The sequence below is a fragment of the Mesorhizobium sp. WSM4312 genome, assembly GCF_002294875.1.
In the GTDB taxonomy this organism is placed as follows: Bacteria; Pseudomonadota; Alphaproteobacteria; order Rhizobiales; family Rhizobiaceae; genus Mesorhizobium.
In genome coordinates this window covers 232,491-256,685 of record NZ_NSFU01000010.1, presented here as the reverse complement: position 1 = coordinate 256,685, position 24,195 = coordinate 232,491, and the positions used below count along the sequence as shown (strand labels likewise).

At 63.0% G+C, this 24,195-nt stretch carries 21 protein-coding genes; 17 read left to right on the top strand and 4 right to left on the bottom strand.

Going from position 1 to position 24,195, the window contains the following annotated elements:
• Positions 1-20 precede the first annotated feature (20 nt).
• The 12 genes from CK228_RS18985 to lpxB all read left to right on the top strand — a co-directional run bounded on the left by CK228_RS18985 (position 21) and on the right by lpxB (position 12,572).
• A complete protein-coding gene (locus tag CK228_RS18985) occupies positions 21-1,130 on the top strand; it encodes an aldo/keto reductase (RefSeq protein WP_095788818.1) in 1,110 nt (369 codons plus the stop codon).
• Positions 1,131-1,289: 159 nt separating this feature from the next.
• A complete protein-coding gene (pyrH, locus tag CK228_RS18980) occupies positions 1,290-2,012 on the top strand; it encodes a UMP kinase (RefSeq protein ID WP_095774470.1) in 723 nt (240 codons plus the stop codon).
• 108 nt (positions 2,013-2,120) lie between these two features.
• Complete coding sequence (gene frr, locus CK228_RS18975; protein WP_010909550.1) at positions 2,121-2,675, top strand: ribosome recycling factor; 555 nt, start codon at positions 2,121-2,123, stop codon at positions 2,673-2,675.
• Positions 2,676-2,707: 32 nt separating this feature from the next.
• Complete coding sequence (locus CK228_RS18970) at positions 2,708-3,442, top strand: isoprenyl transferase (RefSeq protein WP_095788817.1); 735 nt, start codon at positions 2,708-2,710, stop codon at positions 3,440-3,442.
• Complete coding sequence (locus tag CK228_RS18965; protein ID WP_095788816.1) at positions 3,439-4,254, top strand: phosphatidate cytidylyltransferase; 816 nt, start codon at positions 3,439-3,441, stop codon at positions 4,252-4,254. Before CK228_RS18970 ends, CK228_RS18965 begins: the two co-directional genes overlap by 4 nt.
• 95 nt (positions 4,255-4,349) lie before the next feature.
• Entirely contained in the window at positions 4,350-5,492 is a 1,143-nt protein-coding gene (rseP, locus tag CK228_RS18960) for an RIP metalloprotease RseP (RefSeq protein ID WP_095788815.1), read from the top strand.
• 217 nt (positions 5,493-5,709) lie between these two features.
• Positions 5,710-8,091 (top strand): outer membrane protein assembly factor BamA, encoded by a 2,382-nt coding sequence (gene bamA / locus CK228_RS18955; RefSeq protein ID WP_095774340.1) that lies wholly within the window; start codon positions 5,710-5,712, stop codon positions 8,089-8,091.
• A 76-nt stretch (positions 8,092-8,167) separates the two neighbouring features.
• Complete coding sequence (gene lpxD, locus CK228_RS18950) at positions 8,168-9,223, top strand: UDP-3-O-(3-hydroxymyristoyl)glucosamine N-acyltransferase (protein WP_095774341.1); 1,056 nt, start codon at positions 8,168-8,170, stop codon at positions 9,221-9,223.
• Positions 9,216-9,683, top strand: a complete 468-nt coding sequence (gene fabZ, locus CK228_RS18945; protein WP_020628878.1) for a 3-hydroxyacyl-ACP dehydratase FabZ — start codon at positions 9,216-9,218, stop codon at positions 9,681-9,683. Before lpxD ends, fabZ begins: the two co-directional genes overlap by 8 nt.
• 13 nt (positions 9,684-9,696) lie before the next feature.
• Positions 9,697-10,521: an acyl-ACP--UDP-N-acetylglucosamine O-acyltransferase gene (gene lpxA, locus CK228_RS18940; protein WP_095788814.1), complete on the top strand. Its 825-nt coding sequence runs from the start codon at positions 9,697-9,699 to the stop codon at positions 10,519-10,521.
• Positions 10,511-11,407 (top strand): LpxI family protein, encoded by an 897-nt coding sequence (locus CK228_RS18935; RefSeq protein WP_095788813.1) that lies wholly within the window; start codon positions 10,511-10,513, stop codon positions 11,405-11,407. Before lpxA ends, CK228_RS18935 begins: the two co-directional genes overlap by 11 nt.
• On the top strand, positions 11,400-12,572 hold the full coding sequence (gene lpxB, locus CK228_RS18930) for a lipid-A-disaccharide synthase (RefSeq protein WP_095788812.1): 1,173 nt from the start codon (positions 11,400-11,402) through the stop codon (positions 12,570-12,572). Before CK228_RS18935 ends, lpxB begins: the two co-directional genes overlap by 8 nt.
• A 33-nt stretch (positions 12,573-12,605) precedes the next feature.
• Here the strand turns inward: lpxB and gltA are convergent, their stop codons facing one another.
• Positions 12,606-13,934: a citrate synthase gene (gene gltA, locus CK228_RS18925; RefSeq protein ID WP_095774346.1), complete on the bottom strand. Its 1,329-nt coding sequence runs from the start codon at positions 13,932-13,934 to the stop codon at positions 12,606-12,608.
• A 183-nt stretch (positions 13,935-14,117) separates the two neighbouring features.
• The gene (gltX, locus tag CK228_RS18920) at positions 14,118-15,542 is read right to left on the bottom strand and encodes a glutamate--tRNA ligase (protein WP_095788859.1); all 1,425 of its coding nucleotides are present in this window, start codon (positions 15,540-15,542) and stop codon (positions 14,118-14,120) included.
• 102 nt (positions 15,543-15,644) lie between these two features.
• Between gltX and CK228_RS18915 the strand changes: the two genes are divergently transcribed.
• A complete protein-coding gene (locus CK228_RS18915; protein WP_095788811.1) occupies positions 15,645-18,101 on the top strand; it encodes a ComEC/Rec2 family competence protein in 2,457 nt (818 codons plus the stop codon).
• On the opposite strand, the gene lexA is transcribed toward CK228_RS18915, so the two are convergent.
• The gene (lexA, locus tag CK228_RS18910; protein WP_095774348.1) at positions 18,095-18,832 is read right to left on the bottom strand and encodes a transcriptional repressor LexA; all 738 of its coding nucleotides are present in this window, start codon (positions 18,830-18,832) and stop codon (positions 18,095-18,097) included. The genes CK228_RS18915 and lexA overlap by 7 nt on opposite strands.
• 376 nt (positions 18,833-19,208) lie before the next feature.
• Positions 19,209-19,982, bottom strand: a complete 774-nt coding sequence (locus CK228_RS18905; protein WP_095788810.1) for a GntR family transcriptional regulator — start codon at positions 19,980-19,982, stop codon at positions 19,209-19,211.
• A 153-nt stretch (positions 19,983-20,135) separates the two neighbouring features.
• Between CK228_RS18905 and CK228_RS18900 the strand changes: the two genes are divergently transcribed.
• From CK228_RS18900 to kynU, 4 genes are read left to right on the top strand one after another with little or no spacing between them, the layout of a single operon-like run.
• Positions 20,136-21,122 carry an ABC transporter substrate-binding protein gene (locus tag CK228_RS18900; protein WP_095788858.1) on the top strand — a complete coding sequence of 329 codons (987 nt, stop codon included), beginning with the start codon at positions 20,136-20,138 and terminating at the stop codon, positions 21,120-21,122.
• 58 nt (positions 21,123-21,180) lie between these two features.
• Entirely contained in the window at positions 21,181-21,960 is a 780-nt protein-coding gene (locus CK228_RS18895; RefSeq protein WP_095774350.1) for an ABC transporter ATP-binding protein, read from the top strand.
• Between the two features lie 5 nt (positions 21,961-21,965).
• The gene (locus tag CK228_RS18890) at positions 21,966-22,889 is read left to right on the top strand and encodes an ABC transporter permease (RefSeq protein WP_095774351.1); all 924 of its coding nucleotides are present in this window, start codon (positions 21,966-21,968) and stop codon (positions 22,887-22,889) included.
• A gap of 34 nt (positions 22,890-22,923) precedes the next feature.
• On the top strand, positions 22,924-24,171 hold the full coding sequence (gene kynU, locus CK228_RS18885; RefSeq protein ID WP_095788857.1) for a kynureninase: 1,248 nt from the start codon (positions 22,924-22,926) through the stop codon (positions 24,169-24,171).
• Positions 24,172-24,195: the final 24 nt, after the last annotated feature.

Sequence of the window (24,195 nt, the reverse complement as noted above, 5' to 3'; positions counted from 1 at the left end):
GCAAGTATTGGAAAACGATCATGACCATGACCTATTACACCCTCGGCAATAGCGGCCTCAGGGTCAGCCGGCTGGCGCTCGGCACGATGACTTTCGGCAAGGAATGGGGCTGGGGAGCTGACAGGGAGACAGCCCGCGCGATGTTCGACGCCTATGTCGAGGCGGGCGGCAATTTCTTCGACACGGCGGACCTCTACACCGGTGGCACGGCCGAAGCCTGGCTTGGCGAATTCATCGCCGAGCGGGGCTTGCGCGACACCGCGGTAATCGCCAGCAAGTTCACCATGAACATGCAGCCGGGCAATCCGAATGCCGGCGGCAACGGCCGCAAGAACATCATGCGGGCGGTCGATGCCTCGCTGAAGCGGCTGGGCACCGACTATATAGATCTCTATCTCATGCATGTGTGGGACAGGCTGACGCCGGCCGAGGAGGTCATGCGCTCGCTGGACGATCTCGTGCGCGCGGGGAAAATTCGCCATGTCGGCCTGTCCGATGTGCCGGCCTGGTATGCGGGACGGGCACAGGCGATCGCCGAGCTGCGCGGGTATGAGCCGGTTTCTGCCCTGCAGCTCGAATACTCCCTGGCCGAGCGCTCGATCGAGAACGAGTTCGTGCCTTTCGGCACGCGCCATGGCGCCGGCATCATGGTCTGGAGCCCGCTCGCCAGTGGGCTGCTCAGCGGCAAGTATCGGCCGGCCCAGGCCGGAAATGCCGGCCGGCTCGACGGTTTCCGCAATTCGGCTCATCCGGGATTCCAGAAATTCACGGAGCGCAACTGGTCCATCGTGGCCGAACTCGAAAAGGTCGCGTCCGAACTCGGCCGCAGCATGCCGCAGGTCGCGCTCAACTGGGTGGCGACGCAGCCGGGGATCGCCACGGTCATCCTCGGTGCGACGACGCTTGCCCAGATCAAGGACAATCTTGGCGCGCTGGATTTCGAGATTCCGCTAGGGCTTCGCGACCGCCTGGATGCGGTCAGCAGAACGCCGGCGCCGTTTCCCTATTCCTATTTCGGATCGCTGATACAGGCGCGCGTCACCGGTGGTGCGGCAACCGGCGACAAGCCCTCCGGCTACGCAACGCCGGTGCTTGTCGAGGGCGAGCCGGCCAGCGTGTCGACCGACTGATCGATCCCGCAGCTTGCCACCAATTTGCCGGTCGGGCGCCGCGTGACATCGCGGCGCCCTTCGTGTATCGGAACTCGGCATCATGCCAATGTTCGGGCGCGGCGCCTGCGCGAGGGCGGCCAGCCCAGGCGCGACCACATGAAAAATGACGAGGACCAGATGACGGTGAAGCCCCTCTACCGACGTGTCTTGCTGAAAGCGTCGGGCGAAGCGTTGATGGGCGAACAGCATTTCGGCATCGATGTCTCCGTCGTGGATCGCATCGCCGCTGACATCGCCGAGGCCCGAGCGCTTGGCATCGAGGTCGGCGTCGTCATCGGCGGCGGCAATATCTTCCGTGGTGTGGCTGTCGCCTCCAAGGGCGGAGACCGCGTTACCGGCGACCACATGGGCATGCTTGCCACGGTCATCAACTCGCTGGCGCTGCGCACCTCGCTGAACAAGATCGGCGTCGACGCCGTGGTGCTGTCCGCGATCGCCATGCCGGAGTTGTGCGAAAGCTTTTCGCAGCGCCAGGCCACCGCCTACATGAACCAGGGCAAGGTGGTGATCTTTGCCGGCGGCACCGGCAATCCGTTCTTCACCACTGATTCGGCGGCGGCGCTGCGCGCGGCCGAAATCGGCGCCGATGCGCTGTTCAAGGGCACGCAGGTCGATGGCGTCTATTCGGCCGACCCAAAAAAGGATCCGAATGCGACGCGTTTCGAGCGCATCAGCCATGCCGAAGTCATAAATCGAGGCCTTTCCATCATGGATACGGCTGCGATTGCACTTGCGCGCGAAAACAACATTCCGATAATCGTCTATTCGATCCACGAAAAAGGTGGTTTCGGCGATATTCTGAGGGGCGGCGGCCGCTGCACGGTCGTCGCGGACGGTTGATCCGGAGCCTGATCCCTGGAAAGGGAGACCGGCTTTTCGAAAATCAGGCTCGAACGGGGCCTTGCCCCGAGGCAGTGAACCCGCGGCAGACGGGTCGAGGAGACTAAGATGAGTGGTGAGTACGACGATCTCAAGCGGCGCATGGATGGGGCAATCGCCGCGTTCAAGCATGATTTGGCTTCGCTGCGGACCGGCCGCGCCTCCAGCAATCTGCTCGATGCCATCCAGGTGCAGGCCTATGGCACCACCATGCCGATCAACCAGGTGGCCAACGTCACGGTGCCGGAGCCGCGCATGATCTCGGTGTCGATCTGGGACAAGTCGATGGTCGGCGCCGTCGATCGCGCCATCCGCGAATCCAACCTGGGCTTCAATCCCATCGTCGACGGCACCAATCTGAGGATTCCGCTGCCGGAGCTCAACGAGCAGCGCCGCAAGGAACTGGTCAAGATCTCGCACGGCTATGCCGAGAATGCGCGTGTCGCCGCGCGCCATGTGCGCCGCGACGGCATGGACTTCCTGAAGAAGGCCGAGAAGGACGGCGTTATCAGCGAGGATGATCAGCGCAAGCGTTCGGATCAGGTCCAGAAGCTTACAGACGAAACGATCAGCACCATCGATCATCTGCTTTCCGACAAGGAAGCTGAAATCATGCAGGTTTAGGGTTGGCGGCCGGCTGACCCGAAAGCGAGATCATGACAACGCCCGCGCATGTCGCGATCATCATGGATGGAAATGGACGCTGGGCCAAGGCGCGCGGCATGCCGAGGCTTGCCGGTCATCGCGCCGGCGTCGAGGCATTGCGCAAAACGGTGCGCGCGGCGCCCGATCTCGGCATCTCCTACCTGACCGTCTATGCGTTCTCGTCGGAAAACTGGTCCCGGCCGAAGGCCGAGGTCAGCGACCTGATGGGACTGTTGAAGCTGTTCATCCGCCGTGATCTCGCCGAACTGCACCAGAGCGGCGTGCGGGTCAGGATCATCGGCGACAGGGCAGGGCTGCAGGCCGACATCCGAGGGTTGCTCGAAGAGGCCGAATCGCTGACCGCGCGTAACGCGTCCCTGACGCTGGTGATCGCCTTCAACTATGGCGGGCGCGACGAGATCGTCCGCACGGCGCGCAAGCTTGCCTTGGCCGCGGCGCGCGGCGAAATCGACGCCGAATCGATCACAGCAGAGAGCTTTGCCGGCTGTCTCGACACGCAAGGCATTCCCGATCCGGAACTGGTCATACGCACCAGCGGCGAGCTTCGCCTGTCCAACTTCCTCTTGTGGCAGGCCGCTTACAGCGAGCTCGTCTTCCTGCCTTGCTATTGGCCTGACTTCAGCCGCGAACACCTTGCCGAGGCGTTGCGCGAATTTGCCGGCCGCGAGCGCCGTTTCGGCGGAGTGGGCCCGCAAGACGTCGCTTCGCGACCGGCCGCGGGATGAGCAACCTTCAGCTCCGCGTCATTTCAGCGGTCGTGCTTGCCGTCATCGCCCTCGGCCTGACCTGGCTTGGTGGCCTGCCATTCCGACTGCTGTGCGCGGCCATGTCGGCGATGATCTTCTACGAGTGGACACGCATGTCGCGGCCAGCCGCGGCCCATGGGCTGGGCTTCCTGCCCGAGGCGCTGGCCGTCGTTTTCATCGGCGCGTTGATTGCCGGGCTTGCCGCATCGTGGCTGGTGCTGCTCGTCGCGATTCTGATCGCCGTTACGGCGACTGCCGCCCTGGTTCGCCAGGCCGGGCAGTGGGAGGCAAGCGGTCTTGCCTATGCCAGCGTGTCCGGCCTGTCGCTTGCGTTGTTGCGTGATGGCGACCATCCGGGCCTCGTCGCCATCCTGTTCCTGTTCGCGGTCGTCTGGGCGACCGACATTTTTGCCTATTTCGTCGGGCGCGCCGTCGGTGGTCCCAAGCTGGCGCCGTCGATTTCGCCCGGCAAGACGCGCAGCGGCGCGGTCGGCGGCGCGGTTGGCGGCGTTGTCGCCGGGGTCGTGCTGGCAGCAGCCGCCGGTGCCGGCAATCTGGCCTTGCTTGGCCTCGTGGCGCTTGTGCTTTCGATTATCGCTCAGGCTGGAGACCTGTTCGAATCCTGGGTCAAGCGGCGGCATGGCCGCAAGGATTCGGGCGTGCTCATTCCAGGCCATGGCGGTGTCATGGACCGTGTCGACGGGCTTGTCGCGGCGGCTCTTGCCCTATACGTCATTGGCTGGATTTCGGCGGGCGCCGATCATCCGGCGCAGGGGCTATTTCCGATTTGAACGGTGTCGTTTCACGATCTGGTGCGGGCGTGCCTTGGATTCGCCTGGATTGATGTCACAGTCACCGCGACAGCGGAAGAATTTGAGGACATGAGTTGAACGGGATTCTTCACGCGATTTTCAGCACCGAAGGCTTTTTTCTCGGCACGCTCGTGCCGTTTCTCTTCGTGCTGACCGTGGTCGTGTTCGTCCACGAGATGGGCCACTACCTCGTCGGTCGCTGGTGCGGCATCGGGGTCAGGGCCTTCTCGATCGGCTTCGGTCCCGAACTCATCGGCTTCAACGACCGGCATGGCACGCGCTGGAAGCTTTGCGCCATACCGCTTGGCGGCTATGTCAAATTTGTCGGCGACATGAACGCCACCTCCAGCCAGCCCACCTCGCAAGAGCTCGAAACGCTGACCGACGAGGAGCGCAAGGTTGCCTTCCACACCCAGGCCATCTGGAAGCGTGCGGCGACCGTGGTGGCTGGACCCCTGTTCAATTTCCTTCTGGCGATCGTCGTCTTCTCCGTGCTGTTTGCGTCCTATGGGCGTTATGTCGCAGAGCCCATGGTGGCGGAAGTCACAGCGGACAGTCCGGCGGCAAAGGCCGGCATCCAGCCTGGCGATCGATTCGCCAGTGTCGACGGCAGCAAGGTCGAAACCTTTGGCGATGTGCAGCGGCTGGTCTCGGGCCGCGCCGGCGATACCATCACCTTTGTCATGCTGCGCGGCGGCAAGGAAATCACGGTGACCGCGACGCCGCAGTTGATGGAGCAGCAAGACGCGCTCGGCAACAAGGTCAAGGTCGCAGTGATTGGCGTTGTCAACAACAAGGAACTCGGTCAGCCGCGTCTCATCACCTACACACCGGTCGGGGCGGTTGCGGCGGCAGTTGAGGAAACGGGCCACGTCATCGAACGCACCGGCCAGTTCTTGCAGCGTTTCGCCGTCGGGCGCGAGGACAAGTGCCAATTGGGCGGTCCCGTCAAGATCGCGGACATGGCCGGCAAGGCGGCGAAACTCGGTTTCGAATGGCTCGTGCAGCTCGTCGCGCTGCTCTCCGTTGGCATAGGTATTCTAAACCTTTTGCCGATTCCCCCCCTCGACGGCGGCCATCTGTTGTTCTACGGGGTGGAGGCCGTCATTCGCCGGCCGGTGTCGGAACGGATGATGGAAATGGCCTATCGGGCCGGTCTGCTCCTGGTCTTGTGCTTCATGGGTTTCGTATTCTGGAACGATCTGTTTGGGTGCTGAAATCATGAAGAAATTTGGCTTTGGCATGGTCGATGTTGAGACGCCGTTTACCATGCACGGGGATATGAGTGACGCGAAAGCCACGCACCAGGGTTAAGTAAATACAAATTAACCAGAAGCCTTGCGTGTAGGGAAAATCCGGTTAATACGGTAGGGGAAATTACCGCACGTCCGGTTTTCTCGCCGTGGGGACTACGAGAAAAGGTTATTAAGCCCGATGAAGGCAGCATCCAAGTTTCTGAGCGCCGCGTCAGCGGCGGCACTGTCCGCCGCTCTGGTCGTGCCAGGTGCGCTCGCAGTACAATTCGTTGCCACATCGGCGGCTGAAGCCGCTGTCGTCAGCAGGGTCGAGGTGAGCGGCAACCAGCGTGTCGACGCCGATACCATCCGCAACTACATCACCATCAAGCCCGGCAAGGCCTTCTCCAGTTCCGATGTGGACGCGGCCGTCAAGGCGCTGTTTGGCACTGGCCTGTTCTCGGACGTGCAGATCAATCAGGTCGGCTCGACGCTGGTGGTCAAGGTTGCCGAATACAAGGTCGTCAACCAGGTGCTGTTCCAGGGCAACAAGAAGCTCAAGGACAACGCGCTCCAGGCGGCGGTCCAGCTGAAGCCGCGTGGCACATTCTCGCAGGCGACGCTCGATTCCGACGTCGAGGCCGTGAAAGCCGCTTATAGGCGCATTGGCCGCGATGATGCAGGCGTGACCACGCAGATCATGGAACTCGGCGACAACCGCGTGAACGTGGTGTTCCACATCACCGAAGGCGACCGTACGCAGATCGCGGCGATCAATTTCGTCGGCAACAGCGCCTATTCGAGCCGCCGTCTGTCGGACGTGATCAACACCAAGCGTTCGTCCTGGGTGTCGTTCATCCTGCGCGACGACGTCTATGACGAGGACAAGCTGCGCGCCGACCAGGAGCTGCTGCGCCGCTTCTATTACAACCACGGCTACGCCGATTTCCAGGTCGTGTCGGCCGTCGGCGAACTCGACAATGCGACGAACAAATACACGGTCACCATCACCGTCCAGGAAGGCGAGCGCTACAATTTCGGCGATATCAGCGTCGAAAGCACGATCCCGGAAGTCGACTCCAAGTCGCTTGAATCGGTGGTCGAGACCCACAAGGGCGATGTCTACAACGCCAAGGATGTCGAGGACTCCATCATCGCTCTCACCGAGAAGGTGGCCGGTTCAGGCTATGCCTTCGCGCAGGTAACGCCGCGCGGCGATCGCAATTTCGAGAACCATACGATTTCGGTGGTCTATACGGTCGACCAGGGCACCAAGGCCTATATCGAGCGCATCGAGATCCGCGGCAATGACCGCACGCGTGACTATGTCATCCGCCGCGAATTCGATGTCAGCGAAGGCGATGCGTTTAACCAGGTGCTCATCCAGCGCGCGAAGAAACGCCTGGAAGACCTGAATTATTTTGACAAAGTCGAAATCTCGACGGTGCCCGGCTCGCAGCCCGATCAGGTCGTGCTTGTGGTCGACGTGGTCGAAAAGTCGACGGGTGAATTCTCCGTTGGCGCCGGCTATTCGACCGGCGGTGACTCGGCAGGCCCGTCCGTCGAAGGATCGATCACCGAGCGCAACTTCCTCGGCCGCGGCCAGTTCATCAAGCTGTCGGCGGGCGGCGGCAAGAATTCGCGCGACTACAGCGTGTCATTTACCGAGCCGTATTTCCTCGGACGGCGCATCGCCGCCGGCTTCGACATCTACAAGTCGACGAGGCAATACAACGACAACTATGACAGCGATACCGTAGGTGCGACGGTTCGCTTCGGGCTGCCGATCACCAACAGCATCACGACCCAGCTGGCGTATAATATCTCTCAGGAGAAGTATAAGGTCGACGACAGTTGCGGTCCTACCAGTGTCGGAGACCCAGACGGCGCCTGTACGATTTCGCCAGCCATCCTGGATGGCATCGCAGAAAGCCCCTGGATCAAGTCTTCGGTCAGCCTGGGATTGGTCTACAACACCATCGACGACATGAAGAACCCGCATGAGGGTATCTATGCCAACACGACGGTGGAGGTCGCGGGTCTCGGCGGCGATGCCAAGTTCGTGAAGATCACCGGTCGCGGCAGCGTCTATCAGACTCTGTCCGAACAGCTCGACCTTGTCGGCCTCATTTCAGGTGGCGCTGGCCACGTCGAGGGTTACGGCAACGAAGGTGGTCTGCGCATCTTCGATCAGTTCCAGAGTACCGACCGCATGATCCGCGGCTTTGCCTATGGCGGCATCGGTCCGGTCGACTCCTCCGGTGTTGGCGACCACCTGGGCGGCACGACCTATTTCAACGCCTCTGCCGAGGCCCAGTTCCCGCTGCCGGTCGTTCCCGAGAGCTTCGGCCTGCGTGGAGCGGTCTTCGCCGACGCTGCAACGCTCTACGGCAACAAGATTGCTGATCAGACACTGGTCGATCAGGACTCGACCGGCATGAAATTGCGCGCTTCGGTCGGCGTCGGCCTAATGTGGGCCTCGCCGTTCGGTCCGATCCGTATCGACTATGCGATCCCGGTCAAGAAGGAAGCGAGCGACGACGTGCAGGAATTCAACTTCGGCATATCGACCCGCTTCTGATCGGCGGCCAACGATGCTCCCGGATTTCTTTGGATCCGGGAGAAATGTTCCGACCTAGCTGGATATAGCTTCTGGAATGACCGATCCGGTGTTCTTCGCGCCATCACGCCGGTATACGGCGGCCGAAGTCGCGAATCTGACCGGCTCGGTGCTTGTCGATTCCGGCCAATCCGACGTTTCGATCGAGGCGCTGGCGCCGGCCCACGAAGGCGGCGCAAATGCGCTCGTCTTCGTCGACGGCAGGCGCAATTCCGCGCTGATGTCGTCATTGCGGGCGGCTGCGGTGCTGTGTCCGGCGGAATTCGCCAACAAGGCGCCGTCCGGCGTCGCCGTATTGATCCATCCGCGTCCGCAACAGGCATTCGCGCTGGTCGGCCGGCTGCTGTTTCCGACAGCCGCCACGCCGGGCCCAATGACCGGTGAAACCGGTGTTTCAGCGCATGCCCATATCGATCCGACCGCCCATGTCGAAGCTGGTGCTATCATCGAGGCCGGTGTGGTCATCGGGCCAGGCGTCTCGATCGGCAGCGGCACTGTCATCGCGCCAAACGCGGTCATTGGACAATCCTGCCAGATCGGCCGTGACGGCTATGTCGGCCCGGGCGCCAGCATCCAGTATGCGCTGATCGGCAACCGGGTCATCATCCATGGCGGCGCCAGGATCGGCCAGGACGGCTTCGGCTTTGTCGGCGGTGCCAAGGGCCCGGAACGCGTTCCCCAGATCGGACGGGTCGTCATCCAGGATGATGTCGAGATCGGCTCCAATTCCACCGTCGACCGCGGCGCCATGTCCGATACGATCATCGGTCAGGGCACCAAGATCGACAATCTCGTGCAGATCGCCCATAACGTCCGCATCGGCCGCAATTGCATAGTGGCGGGGCTTTCAGGTATTTCCGGTTCCGTGGTCGTGGGTGACAACGTTACGATGGGCGGTGGCGTCGGGCTCGCGGATCACTTGACCATCGGCTCAGGGGCCAAGCTTGCCGCCAGAAGTGGATTTATGAGCAATGTTCCCGCCGGCGAGATCTGGGGCGGTTATCCGGCACAGCCGATGGCGGAAGCCATGCGGGAGATAGCCATGTTGCGCACGATGGCCAGGGCACGCAAGCAGGGCAAGGACAATGGCTGATATGGTGGCGGCGACGACGCTGGAAGCGGTCGACATACTGGGGCTGATGAAGCTCCTGCCGCACCGCTATCCTTTCCTGATGATCGACCGCATCGTCGACATCGATGGCGACGATTCCGCCGTCGGCATCAAGAACGTCACCATCAACGAGCCGCATTTTCAGGGGCATTTCCCGGAGCAGCCGGTGATGCCGGGCGTGCTGATCGTCGAGGCCATGGCGCAGACGGCAGGCGCCATCTGCATCCGCAGCCTTGGGGCGTCGAAGCCGTCGCTGGTCTATTTCCTGACCATCGACAACGCCAAATTCCGCAAACCGGTCGTTCCCGGCGACCAGTTGAAGATTCACGTCAAGAAAATCAAGAAGCGCGGCAACCTGCTCAAATTCGCCTGCGAAGCCCTGGTCGATGGCACCAAGGCGGCCGAGGCCGAGATTTCAGCCATGATGGTCACCGGCGACTGACGATCGAGTGCTTATGAAAATCAAGACTTCAATCCATCCTTCCTCCGTCGTGGAAGAGGGCGCTCAAATCGGTCAGGGCGTGCGCATAGGGCCGTTCTGCCACATCAGCGCCGAGGCCGTGATCGGCGATGGTGTCGAACTGGTCAGCCATGTCTCCGTCATAGGCGCGACCACCATCGGCGCCTTGACCAAGGTCTATCCGATGGCGACATTGGGCGCACCGCCGCAGAACACCAAACACAAGGGCGGCCGCACGACGCTGGTCATCGGCGCCAACTGCACCATCCGCGAAGGCGTCACGATGCATGTCGGCACCGACACCAGCCGCGGCGAAACGACAGTGGGCGACAATGGCAATTTCCTTGCCTACGCCCACATCGCCCATGATTGCGTTGTCGGCAAGAACGCCACCTTCGCCAATGGCGCGACGCTGGGCGGCCACTGCGAGATTGGCGACAACGTCTACATAGGCGGCCTCAGTGCCGTTCATCAATTCGTGCGCGTCGGCGACAATGCCTTTCTTGGCGGGTGCTCGGCCTTCGTTGGTGACGTCATTCCCTATGCCATTGCCGTCGGCAACCGCGCCAGCTTGCGCGGTTTGAACATCATCGGCCTCAAGCGCGCCGGTCTGCCGCGTTCCGAAATCCATCTGTTGCGCAAAGCCTACAGGACGATTTTCGACCGCTCCCGCACCGTCGGCGAGAACATCGAATTCGCCAAGGCCGAGTTCGCCTCTTCGCCGACCGCCATGAAGATCGTCGACTTCATCAGCAGTCGCGGCAAGCGGCACTATGCAGTGCCATCGCTAAAAGGCAGCGATACCGACGATGAAGACTGAGGCCGCTTCCGCCGGTCTTGATCTCCCGCCAGATGCCAGGGTCGGCATCATCGCAGGCGGCGGCAGTCTTCCGGTCGAAGTCGCGGCCGGCTCGGCTGGGCAAGGTTATCCGCCCTTCATCGTCCTCATGGAGGGCGAAGCCGACCGTCTGCCGGAATTGTGCCGGTACGAGCATGAGACCCTTGCCCTGGAGGCGATAGGCTCGCTTATTCCTTTGCTCAAACGCCACCGGATTACCCATCTGGTGCTTGCCGGCGAGATCAAGCGCCGGCCAAGGCTGACGCACCTGCGCCCAAGCCTTAGCCTGCTGGCGGTGATACCAATTGTTGTCATGGCGCTGGCGCGTGGCGACGATGGCTTGCTGAAGGTGGTGGCGCGCGGTCTTGAGGCGCGAGGGATTAAGGTCATGGGCGCCCACGAGATCGTGCCGAGCCTGGTCGCCGCCGAAGGCGTCTTGACCAAACCGGCGCCGCAGAAATCGGATTGGCGCGACATCGAGGCAGGCTTTGCGGCGGCGAAGGCCATCGGGGCGCTGGATATCGGCCAGGCGGCGATCGCGGTCGGCGGCCGGGCCATCGCGCTCGAGGGTATCGAGGGTACGGCCGGATTGCTCGACCGCGCCAAACTGCTGCGTGGCCACGGCCGCATCGCCGGCAAGACCCGCGGCGTCCTGGTCAAATGCGCCAAGCCTGGCCAGGAACTGCGCGCGGACCTTCCGTCCATCGGGCCGCAGACGGTCGAAGCCGCCCATGCGGCGGGGCTTGCCGGCATTGCCGTCGAAGCGGGGCGCTCGCTGATCCTCGAAGGCCCCGCGACTCTGTCGTGCGCCAATGAACTTGGCCTGTTCATCGTCGGCCTGGCCGCAGCGGAGCCCACGCATGGCTGACAAGGGCCTGAAGATCGCGATCGTCGCCGGCGAGGAATCGGGTGACCTGCTTGGCGCCGACATCGTGCGCTCGCTCCGCCAGATAACAGGTCGCGAGGTGCAGCTTGTTGGCCTCGGCGGCCGGCATCTCGGCGAATTGGGCCTGGTGTCCCCCTTTGATGCCGGTGAGATCGCGCTGATGGGTTTCAGTGCCGTCCTGCGCGATCTGCCGCGTCTCATCAGGCGGATCGGTCAACTGGCCAAAACCATCGCCGAGGAAAAGCCGGACTGCCTGGTCACCATCGACAGTCCGGACTTTTCCTTGCGCGTCGCCAGGAAGGTGCGGGCGGCCAATCCGTCGATACCGATCATCCACTATGTCTGCCCGAGCGTCTGGGCCTGGCGGCCGGGCAGGGCGGTGGCGATGAAGCCCTATGTCGACCACATCCTCTGCATCCTGCCGTTCGAGGTGAAGGAGCTCGACCGGCTGGGCGGCCCGCCGGGCACCTATGTCGGGCATCGCCTGACGCATGATGCGGGCGTTCTTGCCGCCCAGAAGGCGCAGGCCTTGCCGCGCGATCTTACCCAGGACCGGATCAAGACATTGCTCGTCCTGCCGGGCTCGCGGCGCGGCGAGGTACGGCGGCTGATCGAACCATTCGGCGAGACCGTGTCGATGCTGCGCGCGCGCGGGAATCGGCTGCGACTGCTGCTACCGACGGTTCCGCATGTCGCCGATCTCGTCAAATCCTCGGTCAACCGTTGGGACGAAAAACCCGAAATCATCGTTGATCCGCAACGCAAATGGCAGGCTTTCGGCAAGGCCGACGCCGCGCTGATCGCATCGGGAACCGTATCGCTGGAACTGGCTTTGGCTGGTGTGCCGATGGTGTCGTCCTACAGGCTCGATCCGGTCGCCCGTGCAGTTGCGCCGTATCTTGTTTCGGTCTGGTCGGCGCTGCTGCCCAATCTCATCTCGGATCGCGCCCTTATCCCGGAGTTCTACAACGAGTACGTCAAGCCGAACAATCTGGCTCGCCAACTGGAAGCGTTGTTCGCCGACAGCGGCATGCGCGCCTGGCAGAAGGACGGCTTTGCCGAGATCGCGCGGCGCATGGCGACGGACAAGCCATCGGGTGAGATCGCGGCGGGCGTGGTGCTGCGCCATCTAAAAAAGGCGCCCTGAGAGGCGCCTTTTTTATGATCTAGACAGCTTCGGTCAGCGCTTGGCGATCGGCACGTAGTCGCGCTCCGGCGCACCGGTGTAGAGCTGGCGCGGGCGGCCGATCTTCTGGCGCGGATCCTCGATCATCTCCTTCCACTGCGCGATCCAGCCGACGGTGCGGGCGACCGCGAACAGCACGGTGAACATCGTGGTGGGGAAGCCCAGGGCCTTCAGCGTGATGCCGGAATAGAAGTCGACATTCGGATAGAGCTTCTTCTCGATGAAATAGGGATCGGTCAGCGCGATCTTTTCCAGTTCCATGGCGATGTCGAGCAGCGGATCGTCCTTGATGCCGAGTTCGCCCAGCACCTCGTGCGCCGTCTTCTGCATGATTTTCGCTCGAGGATCGTAGTTCTTGTAGACGCGGTGGCCAAAGCCCATCAGCCGGAACGGGTCGTCCTTGTCCTTGGCGCGGGCGATGAACTCCGGGATGTGATCAACATGGCCGATCTCGCCCAGCATGTTCAGCGCCGCTTCATTGGCGCCACCATGGGCCGGGCCCCACAGGCATGCAATGCCGGCGGCGATGCAGGCGAACGGGTTGGCGCCCGAAGAGCCGGCGAGGCGAACCGTCGAGGTCGAGGCATTCTGCTCGTGATCGGCGTGCAGGATGAATATGCGCTCCATGGCGCGCGCCAGCACCGGGTTGATCTTGTACTCCTCGCACGGCACGGCAAAGCACATATGCAGGAAGTTTGCCGCGAAACCGAGATCGTTCTTCGGGTAAATGAAGGGCTGGCCGATGTGATACTTGTAGGCCATGGCCGCGATCGTCGGCATCTTGGCGATCAGACGCATCGACGCCACCATGCGCTGGTACGGGTCCGAGATGTCGGTGGAGTCGTGATAGAAGGCCGACAGCGCGCCGACCACGCCGCACATGACGGCCATCGGGTGCGCGTCGCGGCGGAAGCCGGTGAAGAAGCGCGACATCTGCTCGTGCACCATGGTGTGGCGCGTCACGCGGTAGTCGAAATCGTCCTTCTGCGCCTTTGTCGGCAGTTCACCGTAGAGCAGGAGGTAGCAGACTTCGAGGAAGTCACCGTGTTCGGCCAGCTGGTCGATCGGATAGCCGCGGTGCAGGAGAATACCGGCATCGCCGTCGATGAAGGTGATCTCGGACTCACAACTTGCCGTCGAAGTGAAGCCGGGGTCGTAGGTGAAGGCGCCGGTCGTGCTGTAGAGCGAGGCGATGTCGATGACGTCGGGTCCGACGGAGCCGCTTCGCACCTTGAATTCATGGGTCTTGCCGGCGAATTGAAGCGTTGCGATAGCCTCTTGGTTCGCGCCGCCCACATCCAGTTTTTTCGCAGCTTCGGTCATTGCAAACTCCTTGTTGTTTCCTCATGCCGGCAAAGGCAAATTCTGCAGAGCGACACGTCGAAATCACCGCAATGCGCGTATTCGCCACCGCATTTTAGGAGGTGCGTGCCAGATTGGGCCAAGGCCTAATGTTGCACTGCGAAACGCCCCTTTCAATGCCAATCTTCTTGGGCCAGTTTGCTCCTAATCGATTTGATCCGCTATGCGCGCCAGGCTTTCCTCGCGCCCAAGCACGGCAAGCACGTCGAACACGCCGGGCGAGGTGCTTTTGCCGGTCAGCGCGGCCCGCAACGGTTGGGCCACGGCGCCAAGCTTGTGGCCACCGGCCAGCGCATAGTCGCGGATCGCGGCTTCCGCCGCGGCCGCCGTCCAGTCGCTCGACAGCCCATTCAAAGCTTCGTGAGCGCCGCGCAGGATTTTGCGGGCACCGTCATTGAGCAGGAGGGCCGCCTTCTCGTCGACCGGCAGCGGGCGCGTAGCGAACAGATAGGCCGCGCCATCGACGAGTTCGACCAGCGTCTTGGCGCGCTCCTTCAGGCCCGGAAGCGCCGCCAGCAACTGCGCCTTGTTGTGTTCGTTGAGGCGCGCGGCCATCGCCGGGCCGCCCTCGAGATAGGGCAGGGTGGCGATGAAGATGTCCAACAGCTCCGCGTCGGCCATGCGCCGCATATGCGCGCCGTTGATGGCTTCCAGCTTGGCGAAATCGAAGCGGGCAGCGCCCTTGTTGACGTCGCCGATATCGAACCAGGAGATCATGTCCTTGATCGACATGATCTCGTCATCGCCATGACTCCAGCCCAGTCGCGCCAGATAGTTGAGCAGTGCCTCCGGCAGGTAGCCCATGGCCCGATAGGCTTCGACGCCGAGCGCGCCATGGCGCTTCGACAGCTTGGCGCCATCGGCGCCATGGATCAGCGGGATGTGCGACATAGACGGCACGTCCCAGCCCATGGCGTTGTAGATCACGGTCTGGCGGGCGGCATTGGTCAGGTGGTCGTCGCCGCGGATGATGTGCGTGACACCCATGTCATGATCGTCGACGACGACGGCATGCATATAGGTCGGGTTGCCGTCCGAACGCAGGATGATGAAGTCGTCGAGATCCTTGTTGGGGAAGCGCACCTCGCCCTGGACGCGGTCATGGACGATCGTCTCACCTTCGGTCGGCGCCTTGATGCGGATGGCGCCCTTGACGCCCGCAGGCGCCTCCGAGGGGGCGCGGTCGCGCCACTGGCCGTTGTAGCGCGGCGGCAGGCCCTTGGCCCGTGCTGCCTCGCGCATGGCTTCGAGCTCGGCCGGCGTTTCGTAGCTGTAATAGGCCTTGCCCATGCGAACGAGTTCTTCGGCGACCTCGCGGTGGCGCGGCGCGCGCTCGAATTGCGAGACCGCGTCGCCGTCCCAGGTCAAGCCGAGCCAGGTGAGGCCGTCGAGGATGGCGGCCGTCGCGGCGGCGGTCGAACGCTCGCGATCGGTGTCCTCGATGCGCAGCAGCATCGTGCCGCCGGTGTGTTTGGCATAGAGCCAGTTGAACAGCGCCGTGCGCGCGCCGCCGATGTGCAGATAGCCGGTGGGCGAGGGGGCAAAACGGGTGACGACCTTGTCGGACATGAAACTCTCGGAAACCATCTGAAGCGGGGTGCGGCTGCGCGGACTTTCGCGCGTCGCGCGTTCATGTAGCATAGGGCGTCAGCGGTGCAAGGGGCAGACCCGATGGCTGGACGAGGCCGGGGCTCGGAACAGGGCGAGGACGCTGGTGTTGGCGTCAGCGAACGGTCCCTGTTTGCGATTCCGCCGCCAGTCTCGCAGCCGCTATCGCCTCTGGTGCCGGGCTCCGATCGTCAACCGCCGCAGGCGGATATGCCGGCGACACTTCCGCCGCCTGCTTCAGGCCGGATTGTGCGTGTCCGGCGGCGACTCGCCCGGGTTTCCTGGCCTCGCCTGCGCCATGGTGCGGCGACGGCAGCGGAGCTCGAGCTTGACCGGGGCATCGCCTTCCTGCTGGTGCCGGTTTGTCTGGCCGCTGGAGCGATCGGCTATTATTCGCTCGCGGCGGAGCCTGATTTTGCAAAGCCTGTCGCGGTCGTCGTGCTGATGGCGGTCTGTGCGCTTGTTTCGCGCTCCTGGCCGAAAACCCATCTGGGCTTCATGGCGGCATTGTTGTGCGCGCTTGGCCTGCTTGTCGCCAAGGTCGAGACATGGCGGGCGGGTACCCAGATGCTGGGTTCGGAAATCTCGACGCAAGTGACCGGCCGCGTCGTTTCGCTCGACCGGATGGAGACCGGCCGCATCCGGCTGACCATCGACGTGACGTCGACCGCACGGCCGAAACTGCGCTATGCGCCGGAAAGGGTCAGGCTTTCGGCGCGGGATATCCCGGCGGAAATGACCGCCGGCTCCATGGTCACCGGCTACGCCAAACTGTTGCCGCCGACCGGCCCGGTGCGGCCGGACAGCTACGATTTCTCCTTCGACAGCTATTTCGCCGGTATTGGCGGCAGCGGCTTCTTTCTCGGCAATCCAAAGCTTGTCTCAGCCACGGACGACGAGGTGCCGCTCACGGCCCGCCTTTTCTCCGGGATAGAAAATGCTCGTGAAGCCATTGCCGACCACATCAGGGCCAGGGTTGGCGGTGCCGAGGGTGAGATCGCGGCGGCGCTGATCGTCGGTGTGCGGGCCGGCATTCCCGATGAAATCAACGAGGCGATGCGGCGCACCGGCATCTATCACATCATCTCCATTTCCGGGCTGCATATGGCGCTGGTCGCCGGCACCATTATGGGGCTGCTGCGCGGTGCCTTTGCGCTGTTTCCGGACTTTTCCGCGCGTCGGCCGGTGAAGAAATATGCGGCCGCCGCCGCCCTGTTCTCGATCGCCGCCTATCTCGTCATTTCCGGTGTCGTCGTTGCCGCCGAACGCAGCTTCATCATGCTGGCGGTGATGCTTGTTGCCGTCCTGTTCGATCGCGCGGCACTGACCATGCGCAACCTCGCCATCTCGGCGATCGCCGTCATTGTGGTGTCGCCGCATGAGGTCGTCGGCCCAAGCTTCCAGATGTCGTTCGCTGCGACCGCCGCGCTGGTCGGCGCCTATGCCGGCTGGGCGGATCACCATGCGGGAAAAGCAAGACCGCCACCGCCAAAGCGAACTCTGCCGGGTTTTCTCACGCGAAAATTCCTGCTGGCGACGGGCGGGCTGGCGATGACCTCCATCATCGCCGGCTGCGCCACGGCGCTGTTTGCCATCTGGCATTTCCAGCGTGTGTCGCCGCTCAGCCTGTTCGCCAATCTGGCCGTCATGCCGATCGTGTCACTGATTGTCATGCCTTTCGCTGTTCTCAGTTCTCTTGCGATGCCCTTTGGTGCCGACGGCCCCTTCCTTTACGTGATGGGCAAGGGCCTGACCGCAATGATCGCCATATCGGCGTGGATATCGGAACGCTCCCCGGTCGATGCGGTCGGGCTGATTTCGCAGCGATCCGTGCTGCTGGTGACCATCGCCCTGGTCATCGCGACGATGGCGACGACCTGGCTGCGGCTCGCGGCAGTGCCATTCGCGCTTGCCGGCCTGCTGACAGTATCGGATACGCGCACCCCGGATGTGCTGATTTCCGAAGATGCGCGGTTGGTGGCGCTGCCGATCGGCGGTGGAGAACTCGCGGTCAGCCGGGCTCGCCCGAACGAGTTCACCGTCGACAATTGGAAACGCGCGCTGGTGTCCGAAACCATCGTCGTGCCGGAGATGTTCGACAGGGCGGACGGGCAATTCGACATTGCCGATGCCGTCAATCTGCCGCCGGGAGCACCGTTCTACTGCACGGATGGCGTCTGTCTTGCACGGCACCCGTCGGGTGCGATCATCGCGCATGTCGAAGACCGCAAGGATACCTGGAAAGCCTGCGGTTTCGCCGACCTGATCGTCGTCAATGACGCGACGGGCTATGATGCCTGCCACAATCCGCTGGTTCTTGTCGTCACCAAACGGCAACTTGCCCGCAAAGGCAGTGCCGCCGTGTTCTTCGACCGCCAATCGGCAACTGGCCCGCCAACCGTCAGCTTCGCGGTGGACGGGCCGTATCGGCCTTGGCACGAGCAGCGAAAATTTTCGCGTGAGGCGAGGGGGCTGGCGCCCTATCAAAAACCCGAAAAGACGGCCGCTCCTGCTCAGTAACGCCGGATCAGCCCGACAAGCTTGCCCTGCACCTTGACCCTGTCTGGCCCGAAAATGCGCGTCTCGTAGGCCGGGTTGGCGGCTTCAAGGGCGATCGAGGCGCCCTTGCGGCGGAACCGTTTCAGGGTTGCTTCCTCCTCGTCGACTAGCGCCACGACGATCTCGCCCGGGCTCGCCGTGTCGGCGTTGCGGATGATGACCGTGTCGCCGTCGAAGATGCCGGCGTCGATCATCGAGTCGCCCTTGACCTCCAGCGCATAGTGCTCGCCACCCATGATCATGTCCGGCGGCACCGAGATCGAATGCGTCTGGTGCTGGATGGCATCGATCGGCACACCGGCGGCGATGCGGCCCATCACTGGGATCGACACGGCGGAAACCGCATCGTCATCATTGCCGGCCGCAGGCAAACGCGACTGCGCCGGCTTGATCTGGCGGCCAAGACCGCCCTGGCCGAGGCTGCCCTGGATGACGCTTGGCGAGAATTTCTTTGCCGCGTTAAGGCCGGGCGCGATCGAATCCGGCAGCCGCAGCACTTCCAGTGCCCGCGCCCGGTTGGGCAGCCGGCGGATGAAGCCGCGTTCCTCCAGTGCCGTGATCAGGCGATGGATGCCCGACTTGGAGGCGAGATCGAGCGCTTCCTTCATTTCGTCGAAGGACGGCGGAATGCCGCTTTCCTTGAGCCGTTCATGAATGAACATCAGCAGTTCATGTTGCTTGCGTGTCAGCATGGCGGCCCCCCGAGGCGTTGAACGACGGATTTGAATCAGAATCGAAAAACAAACCCAGAACAAACACTATCTGTTCCAGTTGTGTTCCGCAACTGTTTAAAGTTTAATGAATTTGTTAACGCGCCTGAAATTTTTTGACCGGGGCAGAGGCTCGCGATCAATCGTTTCCCTGCCGGTGCACGCATTGAAATCGTTTCGGTTAATGGCCTGTGGCCTAGCCTGAATGCCGTTTGGCATCAGGTATCTGGGAGGCGTCCACGGGGCGGATTTGAGCGGTGTATCGCTCCATTTCCGGCAGAACGAAACGAAACCAAAACGCCAACGATCGTGAGTTCAGGGTCGGCACGGCCACGTGGATCCGGACGCGGCGGAAGCATCATCCGGAAACCGCTTTCAGGCTGCCGGCGCGCGCGGTGTAAGTGTTGGCGCCGTTGTCTTCGCTGTGGACATAGACATGCAGCGTGTAGCCGATATGCCCCGTCATCAGCGCCTTTGCCCGCTCTACATCTCGATCGAGCGCCGCTTCCATGATCGCGGTGTGATGTTCTATGGCGATCGCCTCGCGCAGCGCGTCCATTGCCTCGCCATAGCCGTCCTTCAGGCCGGCCGCCGCTCGCAAAGTCGGCGCCAGGCCGAGAAACCGATGATGCCGGCGCAGCTGATCGGCGATCGTCGAGCGGAAGCGCAACAGCCAGTTTGACGTCGCCGCGCTCAGCAGCGCCGCATGGAAGGCCTCGTGGCTCTCGTCCCATTTGTCGACGGCGGCATCGGAAGGGTCATCGACCGCGGTCTTGCAGCGGGAGAGCCGGTAATGAGCGGTAACGACCGCGTCCTCCCATTCCCTGCCGCCGTTCGCGATCGATTCCAGGAACAGCGGCATTTCGACAACCATCCTGGCGCGCGCCAGGTCCTCGAGCTCGGCGCGTGACACGGGAGCGACGGCAAAGCCGCGATTGCTGATGGCGGTGACCAGGCGTTCGGCTTCAAGTCGAGACAAGGCTTCACGCAGCGGCGTCCAGCCGACGCCGTATGTGCCACGCAGCGCGCTCAGCTTGAGCGGCGCCCCCGGCATGAGGCGGGTGGTCAGGATATCGCGCCGTAGCAGCTGATAGGCCGCTTCGGTCTTCGTGGAATTGTTCTGATCCTGCATCGCGGTCGGTCCATCATCAGCCTGTGAAAATTATATATGAAGGGGAAGTATGGCAAGAATTATATATAATGTTTGACACGCGGCGAGGGACTGACCATGATCGCCGCAGTTGCCGTCCTTGAGAGCGGCGCTGATCAAATCTGGGAGGAAATGATGTTGAAGTCGAAATCCGCTTGGCTGTCGGGATTGGCCCTGGCAGGCGCGTTGATGGTCAGCGTCGGCAGCGCCGCGGCCGATCAGATACGCATCGGCATCGCCAATTTCGGCGAGCATCCGCAGCTCAATGCCGCCATAGCGGGCTTCAAGAAGGCACTGACGGACAACGGCTTTGTCGAGGGCAAGGACGTCGTCTACACCGAAAGCCATACCAACTTCGATGCATCTCTGGTGCCGCAGATGATCGCCAAGCTGCAGGCGGAGCAGCCCAAGCTGATCTACACCATCACCACGCCGGTCTCGCAGATCGCCAAGAAGGCGCTCGCCGGTTCTGGGATTCCGATCGTCTTCGCCGCGGTCACCGATCCGGTGGCGGCCAAGCTGGTGCCGTCGTGGGAAGCCGGAGACGAAGGCATGACCGGCGCCAGCGATCTGCAGGATGTCGCCGCGGTGATGGCCTTCACCAAGAAGCTGCTGCCGAACGCCAAGCGCTTCGGGGTGCCCTACAATCCGGGCGAGGCCAATGACGTTGCCCTGATCGAAAAGATCAAAGCGGCGGCACCCGCCGCCGGCTTTGAGGTCGTCGAAGTCGGCATCGACAACGTCAATGACATCCAGCAACGCATCGCTTCGCTCGCCGGCAAGGCCGACGTGATCTACGGTCCGGCCTCGAACCTGATCCAGCCGGCGATCGCCGCCGTCTCCGCGGCCGCGCGCCAGGCGGGAATCCCGGTCGTCAACTCCGATGACAGCGCGGTCCGCAACGGTACCGTGCCGGCGAGCTTGGCGGTCAATTACACGCAGGTCGGCATGAATGCCGGCAACATCGCGGCCGAGATTCTCAAGGGCAAGGATCCCAAGACGATCGCGCCGTCGCGTCCGGCCTATAAGGACCATATGGCAACGATTTCCCGCAAGGCGATGGCCGCGTTCGGCATCGAGATACCGGCTTCGATGGCCGATTGCGGCTGCATCGTCGACTGATATCGGGCTGGACGGGCGACGGCGCCGTCGCCGTCGCCCATCAGGCCAGGGAGGAACGATGCTCGATATCCGATCCGCGCGCAAAGTATTCTACAAGGGGCAGGCCGACGAGAAGGTCGCGCTGGACGGCCTCAGCCTGTCATTGGCCACCGGCGATTTCGGCATCGTCATCGGCTCCAACGGGGCCGGCAAGAGCAGCATGCTCAACGCCATTTCCGGAGCTCTTGTCCTGGATTCCGGCAAGATCCTGATCAACGGCGCGGACGTGACGGCCATGCCGGTGCACAAGCGCGCCACGCGATTGGCGCGCGTCTTCCAGGATCCGATGCGCGGCACCGCCGCCAGCATGACCGTGGCGGAGAACATGCTGCTGGCCGATCTGCGCAGCCGAAAACGCACGCTGCGACAAGGGCTGAACGCCGCGAGGCTCGCGTCCTACAAGGAGCGCCTGTCGATATTGGGCCTCGGCCTTGAAAATCGTCTCGACACCCGTGTCGACCTACTCTCGGGCGGGCAGCGTCAGTCGCTGTCGCTGATCATGGCTGTCGGCGGATCGCCGGACCTGCTGCTGCTCGACGAGCATACCGCGGCACTCGACCCGCGCACGGCCGAGATCGTCATGCAGGCGACGGTGCGCGCCGTCAACGCGCTGAAACTGACCACGCTGATGGTGACCCACAACATGCAGCACGCCGTCGACTATGGCAGCCGGGTGATCATGCTCGATGCGGGCCGGGTCCTGCTGGAGGTCACTGGCGAGGAGAAGGCCAGGGTCACGGTTATCGATCTGATCGGCCATTTTTCCATCAAGACCGACCGCATGTTGCTGGCGAGCTGATCACCATGGGCTTTATTCAGGACGTTCTCACCAGCTTTGTCGCGATCATGCCGGTGACCCTGGCGCAGAGCCTGATCCTGGCCTTTGTCGTGCTCGGCATCATGATCCCGTTCCGCATGCTGAATTTTCCCGATCTGACCAGCGAAGGCGCCTTTCCGCTGGGCGGCTGCGTCTGCGGCGTGCTTCTTGCCGCCGGCGTATCGCCGCTGACCTGCATCGTCGTCGCATTCGCGGCGGGCTTCGCGGCGGGCTGCTGCACCGCCTTCATCCATCTGCGCTTCCGCATCCACACGCTGCTGGCGGGCATCCTGATGATGACGATGCTTTACAGCATCAACCTGCGCATCATGGGCAAGTCCAACCTCTCGGTTTTCGGCTCGCCGACCGTGTTCGACTGGGTCCCGTTCGCACGGCCGGGTTTTCCGGCCAGCAAGATCGTTGTCGCCGGCCTTCTCGCGCTCATCGTCTTCGCGGCGCTCTACATGTTCTTCAGGACCGAGAAGGGGACTGCCGTGCGCGCCGTCGGCGCCAATCCCGACATGGCCGAGGCGCAAGGCATCAATGTCTGGGCGGCGACCATCGGCGGTGTCGGGCTGGCGAGCGCGTTTTCGGCGTCGAGCGGCGCACTGATGGTGCAGTCGCAGGGATTTGCCGACGTCAATATGGGGCTGGGCATCCTCATCAACGGCCTGGCCGCGCTGATGATCGGCGAGGCGGTCGTCGGCAAGCAGACGGTCTGGCGCCAGCTGCTGGCACCCTTTGCCGGCGCGATCATCTACTACCAGCTGGTGTCGTTCTGCCTCGCCGCCGGCATGCCGCCTCCCGACCTGAAGCTTGCCACGGGCCTGTTCGTGCTCGCCATGCTTGCCCTGCCGAGCCTCAAGCGCGGCCGGGGATCCGCGCCGGCCCGCGAAGCCATCCGTGAATAATCAGGACCTAAACAACCAGGGAATGTCACAAATCATGCGTGCACCGCTCGATCTCGCAGCAGTCGAAGCCATGGATGCGGCCGATCCGCTGCGTGCCATGCGCGACCGCTTCATTCTGCCGGAAGGCGTGATCTACCTCGACGGCAACTCGCTGGGTGCGGCGGCGCCCGCCGTCTTCAACGAACTGCAGAAGGCGGCGACGCAGGAATGGGCGCAAGACCTCATCCGCGCCTGGAACACCGCCGGCTGGTTCGACATGCCGGTCGCGCTCGGCGACCAGATCGGACGGCTGATCGGCGCCGCTTCCGGCCAGACGGTGGTCTGCGACACGACCTCGATCAACATCTACAAGGTGCTGCATGCGGCCCTCGGCATGCGGCCGAATCGCTCGGTCATCGTCGCCGAGGGCGACAGTTTTCCAACCGACCTCTACATGGCCGAAGGCGTGGCCTCGACGCGGCCGGGCACGGTGCTGCGGCTCGAAGGCGTCGATGCGCCCACCATCGAGGAACTGATCGACGAGCGCGTCGCCGTCATCCTGGTCAACCACGTCAACTACAAAACCGGACAATTGCGCGACATGGCCGCCCTGACATGCAAGGCCCATCAGGTCGGCGCGCTGATCGTCTGGGATCTCTGCCATACGGCCGGTGCATTGCCGGTCGAGCTCGATGCCGCGAACGCCGATTTCGCCATCGGCTGCACCTACAAATATCTCAATGGCGGTCCGGGTGCGCCCGCCTTCATCTATGCCGCGAAACGCCATCATGATGATGTCCACCAGCCGCTGAGCGGCTGGTGGGGCCATGCGCGGCCCTTCGCTTTTGAACAAGGCTACACGGCCGGCACCGGTATCCGCCGGTTCCTGTGCGGCACACAGCCGGTGCTGTCGATGCGGGCGCTGAAAGGGGCGCTGGATATCTGGGATGATGTCGACATGGCGGCGGTGCGCAAGAAGAGCATCGCGCTCACCGACCTGTTCATCCAGCTCGTCGAAGCCAGATGCGGCGCCTACGGCCTCGAACTCGAAGGCCCGCGCAACGGCAATGCGCGCGGCAGCCAGGTGTCGTTCCTCCACCCGCACGGCTACCAGGTGATGCGGGCCTTGATCGAGCGCGGCGTGATCGGCGATTTCCGTGCGCCGTCGACCATCCGCTTCGGCTTCACGCCGCTCTATGTCGGCTACAAGGACGTCTGGCAGGCGGTCGAGGTGCTTGAGGACATCCTGCGCACCGGCGCCTGGCAGGAAGCCCGTTTCGCGGTCAAGACGGCGGTGACCTGAGAGGTCAACGCGATTCCAGGAAAA

Bases quoted from the DNA above. Each gene is read 5' to 3' on its own strand.
- CK228_RS18985 (WP_095788818.1), top strand. From the start codon at position 21: ATGACCATGACCTATTACACCCTCGGCAATAGCGGCCTCAGGGTCAGC.
- pyrH (WP_095774470.1), top strand. From the start codon at position 1,290: ATGACGGTGAAGCCCCTCTACCGACGTGTCTTGCTGAAAGCGTCGGGC.
- frr (WP_010909550.1), top strand. From the start codon at position 2,121: ATGAGTGGTGAGTACGACGATCTCAAGCGGCGCATGGATGGGGCAATC.
- CK228_RS18970 (WP_095788817.1), top strand. From the start codon at position 2,708: ATGACAACGCCCGCGCATGTCGCGATCATCATGGATGGAAATGGACGC.
- CK228_RS18965 (WP_095788816.1), top strand. From the start codon at position 3,439: ATGAGCAACCTTCAGCTCCGCGTCATTTCAGCGGTCGTGCTTGCCGTC.
- bamA (WP_095774340.1), top strand. From the start codon at position 5,710: ATGAAGGCAGCATCCAAGTTTCTGAGCGCCGCGTCAGCGGCGGCACTG.
- lpxD (WP_095774341.1), top strand. From the start codon at position 8,168: ATGACCGATCCGGTGTTCTTCGCGCCATCACGCCGGTATACGGCGGCC.
- fabZ (WP_020628878.1), top strand. From the start codon at position 9,216: ATGGCTGATATGGTGGCGGCGACGACGCTGGAAGCGGTCGACATACTG.
- lpxA (WP_095788814.1), top strand. From the start codon at position 9,697: ATGAAAATCAAGACTTCAATCCATCCTTCCTCCGTCGTGGAAGAGGGC.
- CK228_RS18935 (WP_095788813.1), top strand. From the start codon at position 10,511: ATGAAGACTGAGGCCGCTTCCGCCGGTCTTGATCTCCCGCCAGATGCC.
- lpxB (WP_095788812.1), top strand. From the start codon at position 11,400: ATGGCTGACAAGGGCCTGAAGATCGCGATCGTCGCCGGCGAGGAATCG.
- gltA (WP_095774346.1), bottom strand. From the start codon at position 13,934: ATGACCGAAGCTGCGAAAAAACTGGATGTGGGCGGCGCGAACCAAGAG.
- gltX (WP_095788859.1), bottom strand. From the start codon at position 15,542: ATGTCCGACAAGGTCGTCACCCGTTTTGCCCCCTCGCCCACCGGCTAT.
- CK228_RS18915 (WP_095788811.1), top strand. From the start codon at position 15,645: ATGGCTGGACGAGGCCGGGGCTCGGAACAGGGCGAGGACGCTGGTGTT.
- lexA (WP_095774348.1), bottom strand. From the start codon at position 18,832: ATGCTGACACGCAAGCAACATGAACTGCTGATGTTCATTCATGAACGG.
- CK228_RS18905 (WP_095788810.1), bottom strand. From the start codon at position 19,982: ATGCAGGATCAGAACAATTCCACGAAGACCGAAGCGGCCTATCAGCTG.
- CK228_RS18900 (WP_095788858.1), top strand. From the start codon at position 20,136: ATGTTGAAGTCGAAATCCGCTTGGCTGTCGGGATTGGCCCTGGCAGGC.
- CK228_RS18895 (WP_095774350.1), top strand. From the start codon at position 21,181: ATGCTCGATATCCGATCCGCGCGCAAAGTATTCTACAAGGGGCAGGCC.
- CK228_RS18890 (WP_095774351.1), top strand. From the start codon at position 21,966: ATGGGCTTTATTCAGGACGTTCTCACCAGCTTTGTCGCGATCATGCCG.
- kynU (WP_095788857.1), top strand. From the start codon at position 22,924: ATGCGTGCACCGCTCGATCTCGCAGCAGTCGAAGCCATGGATGCGGCC.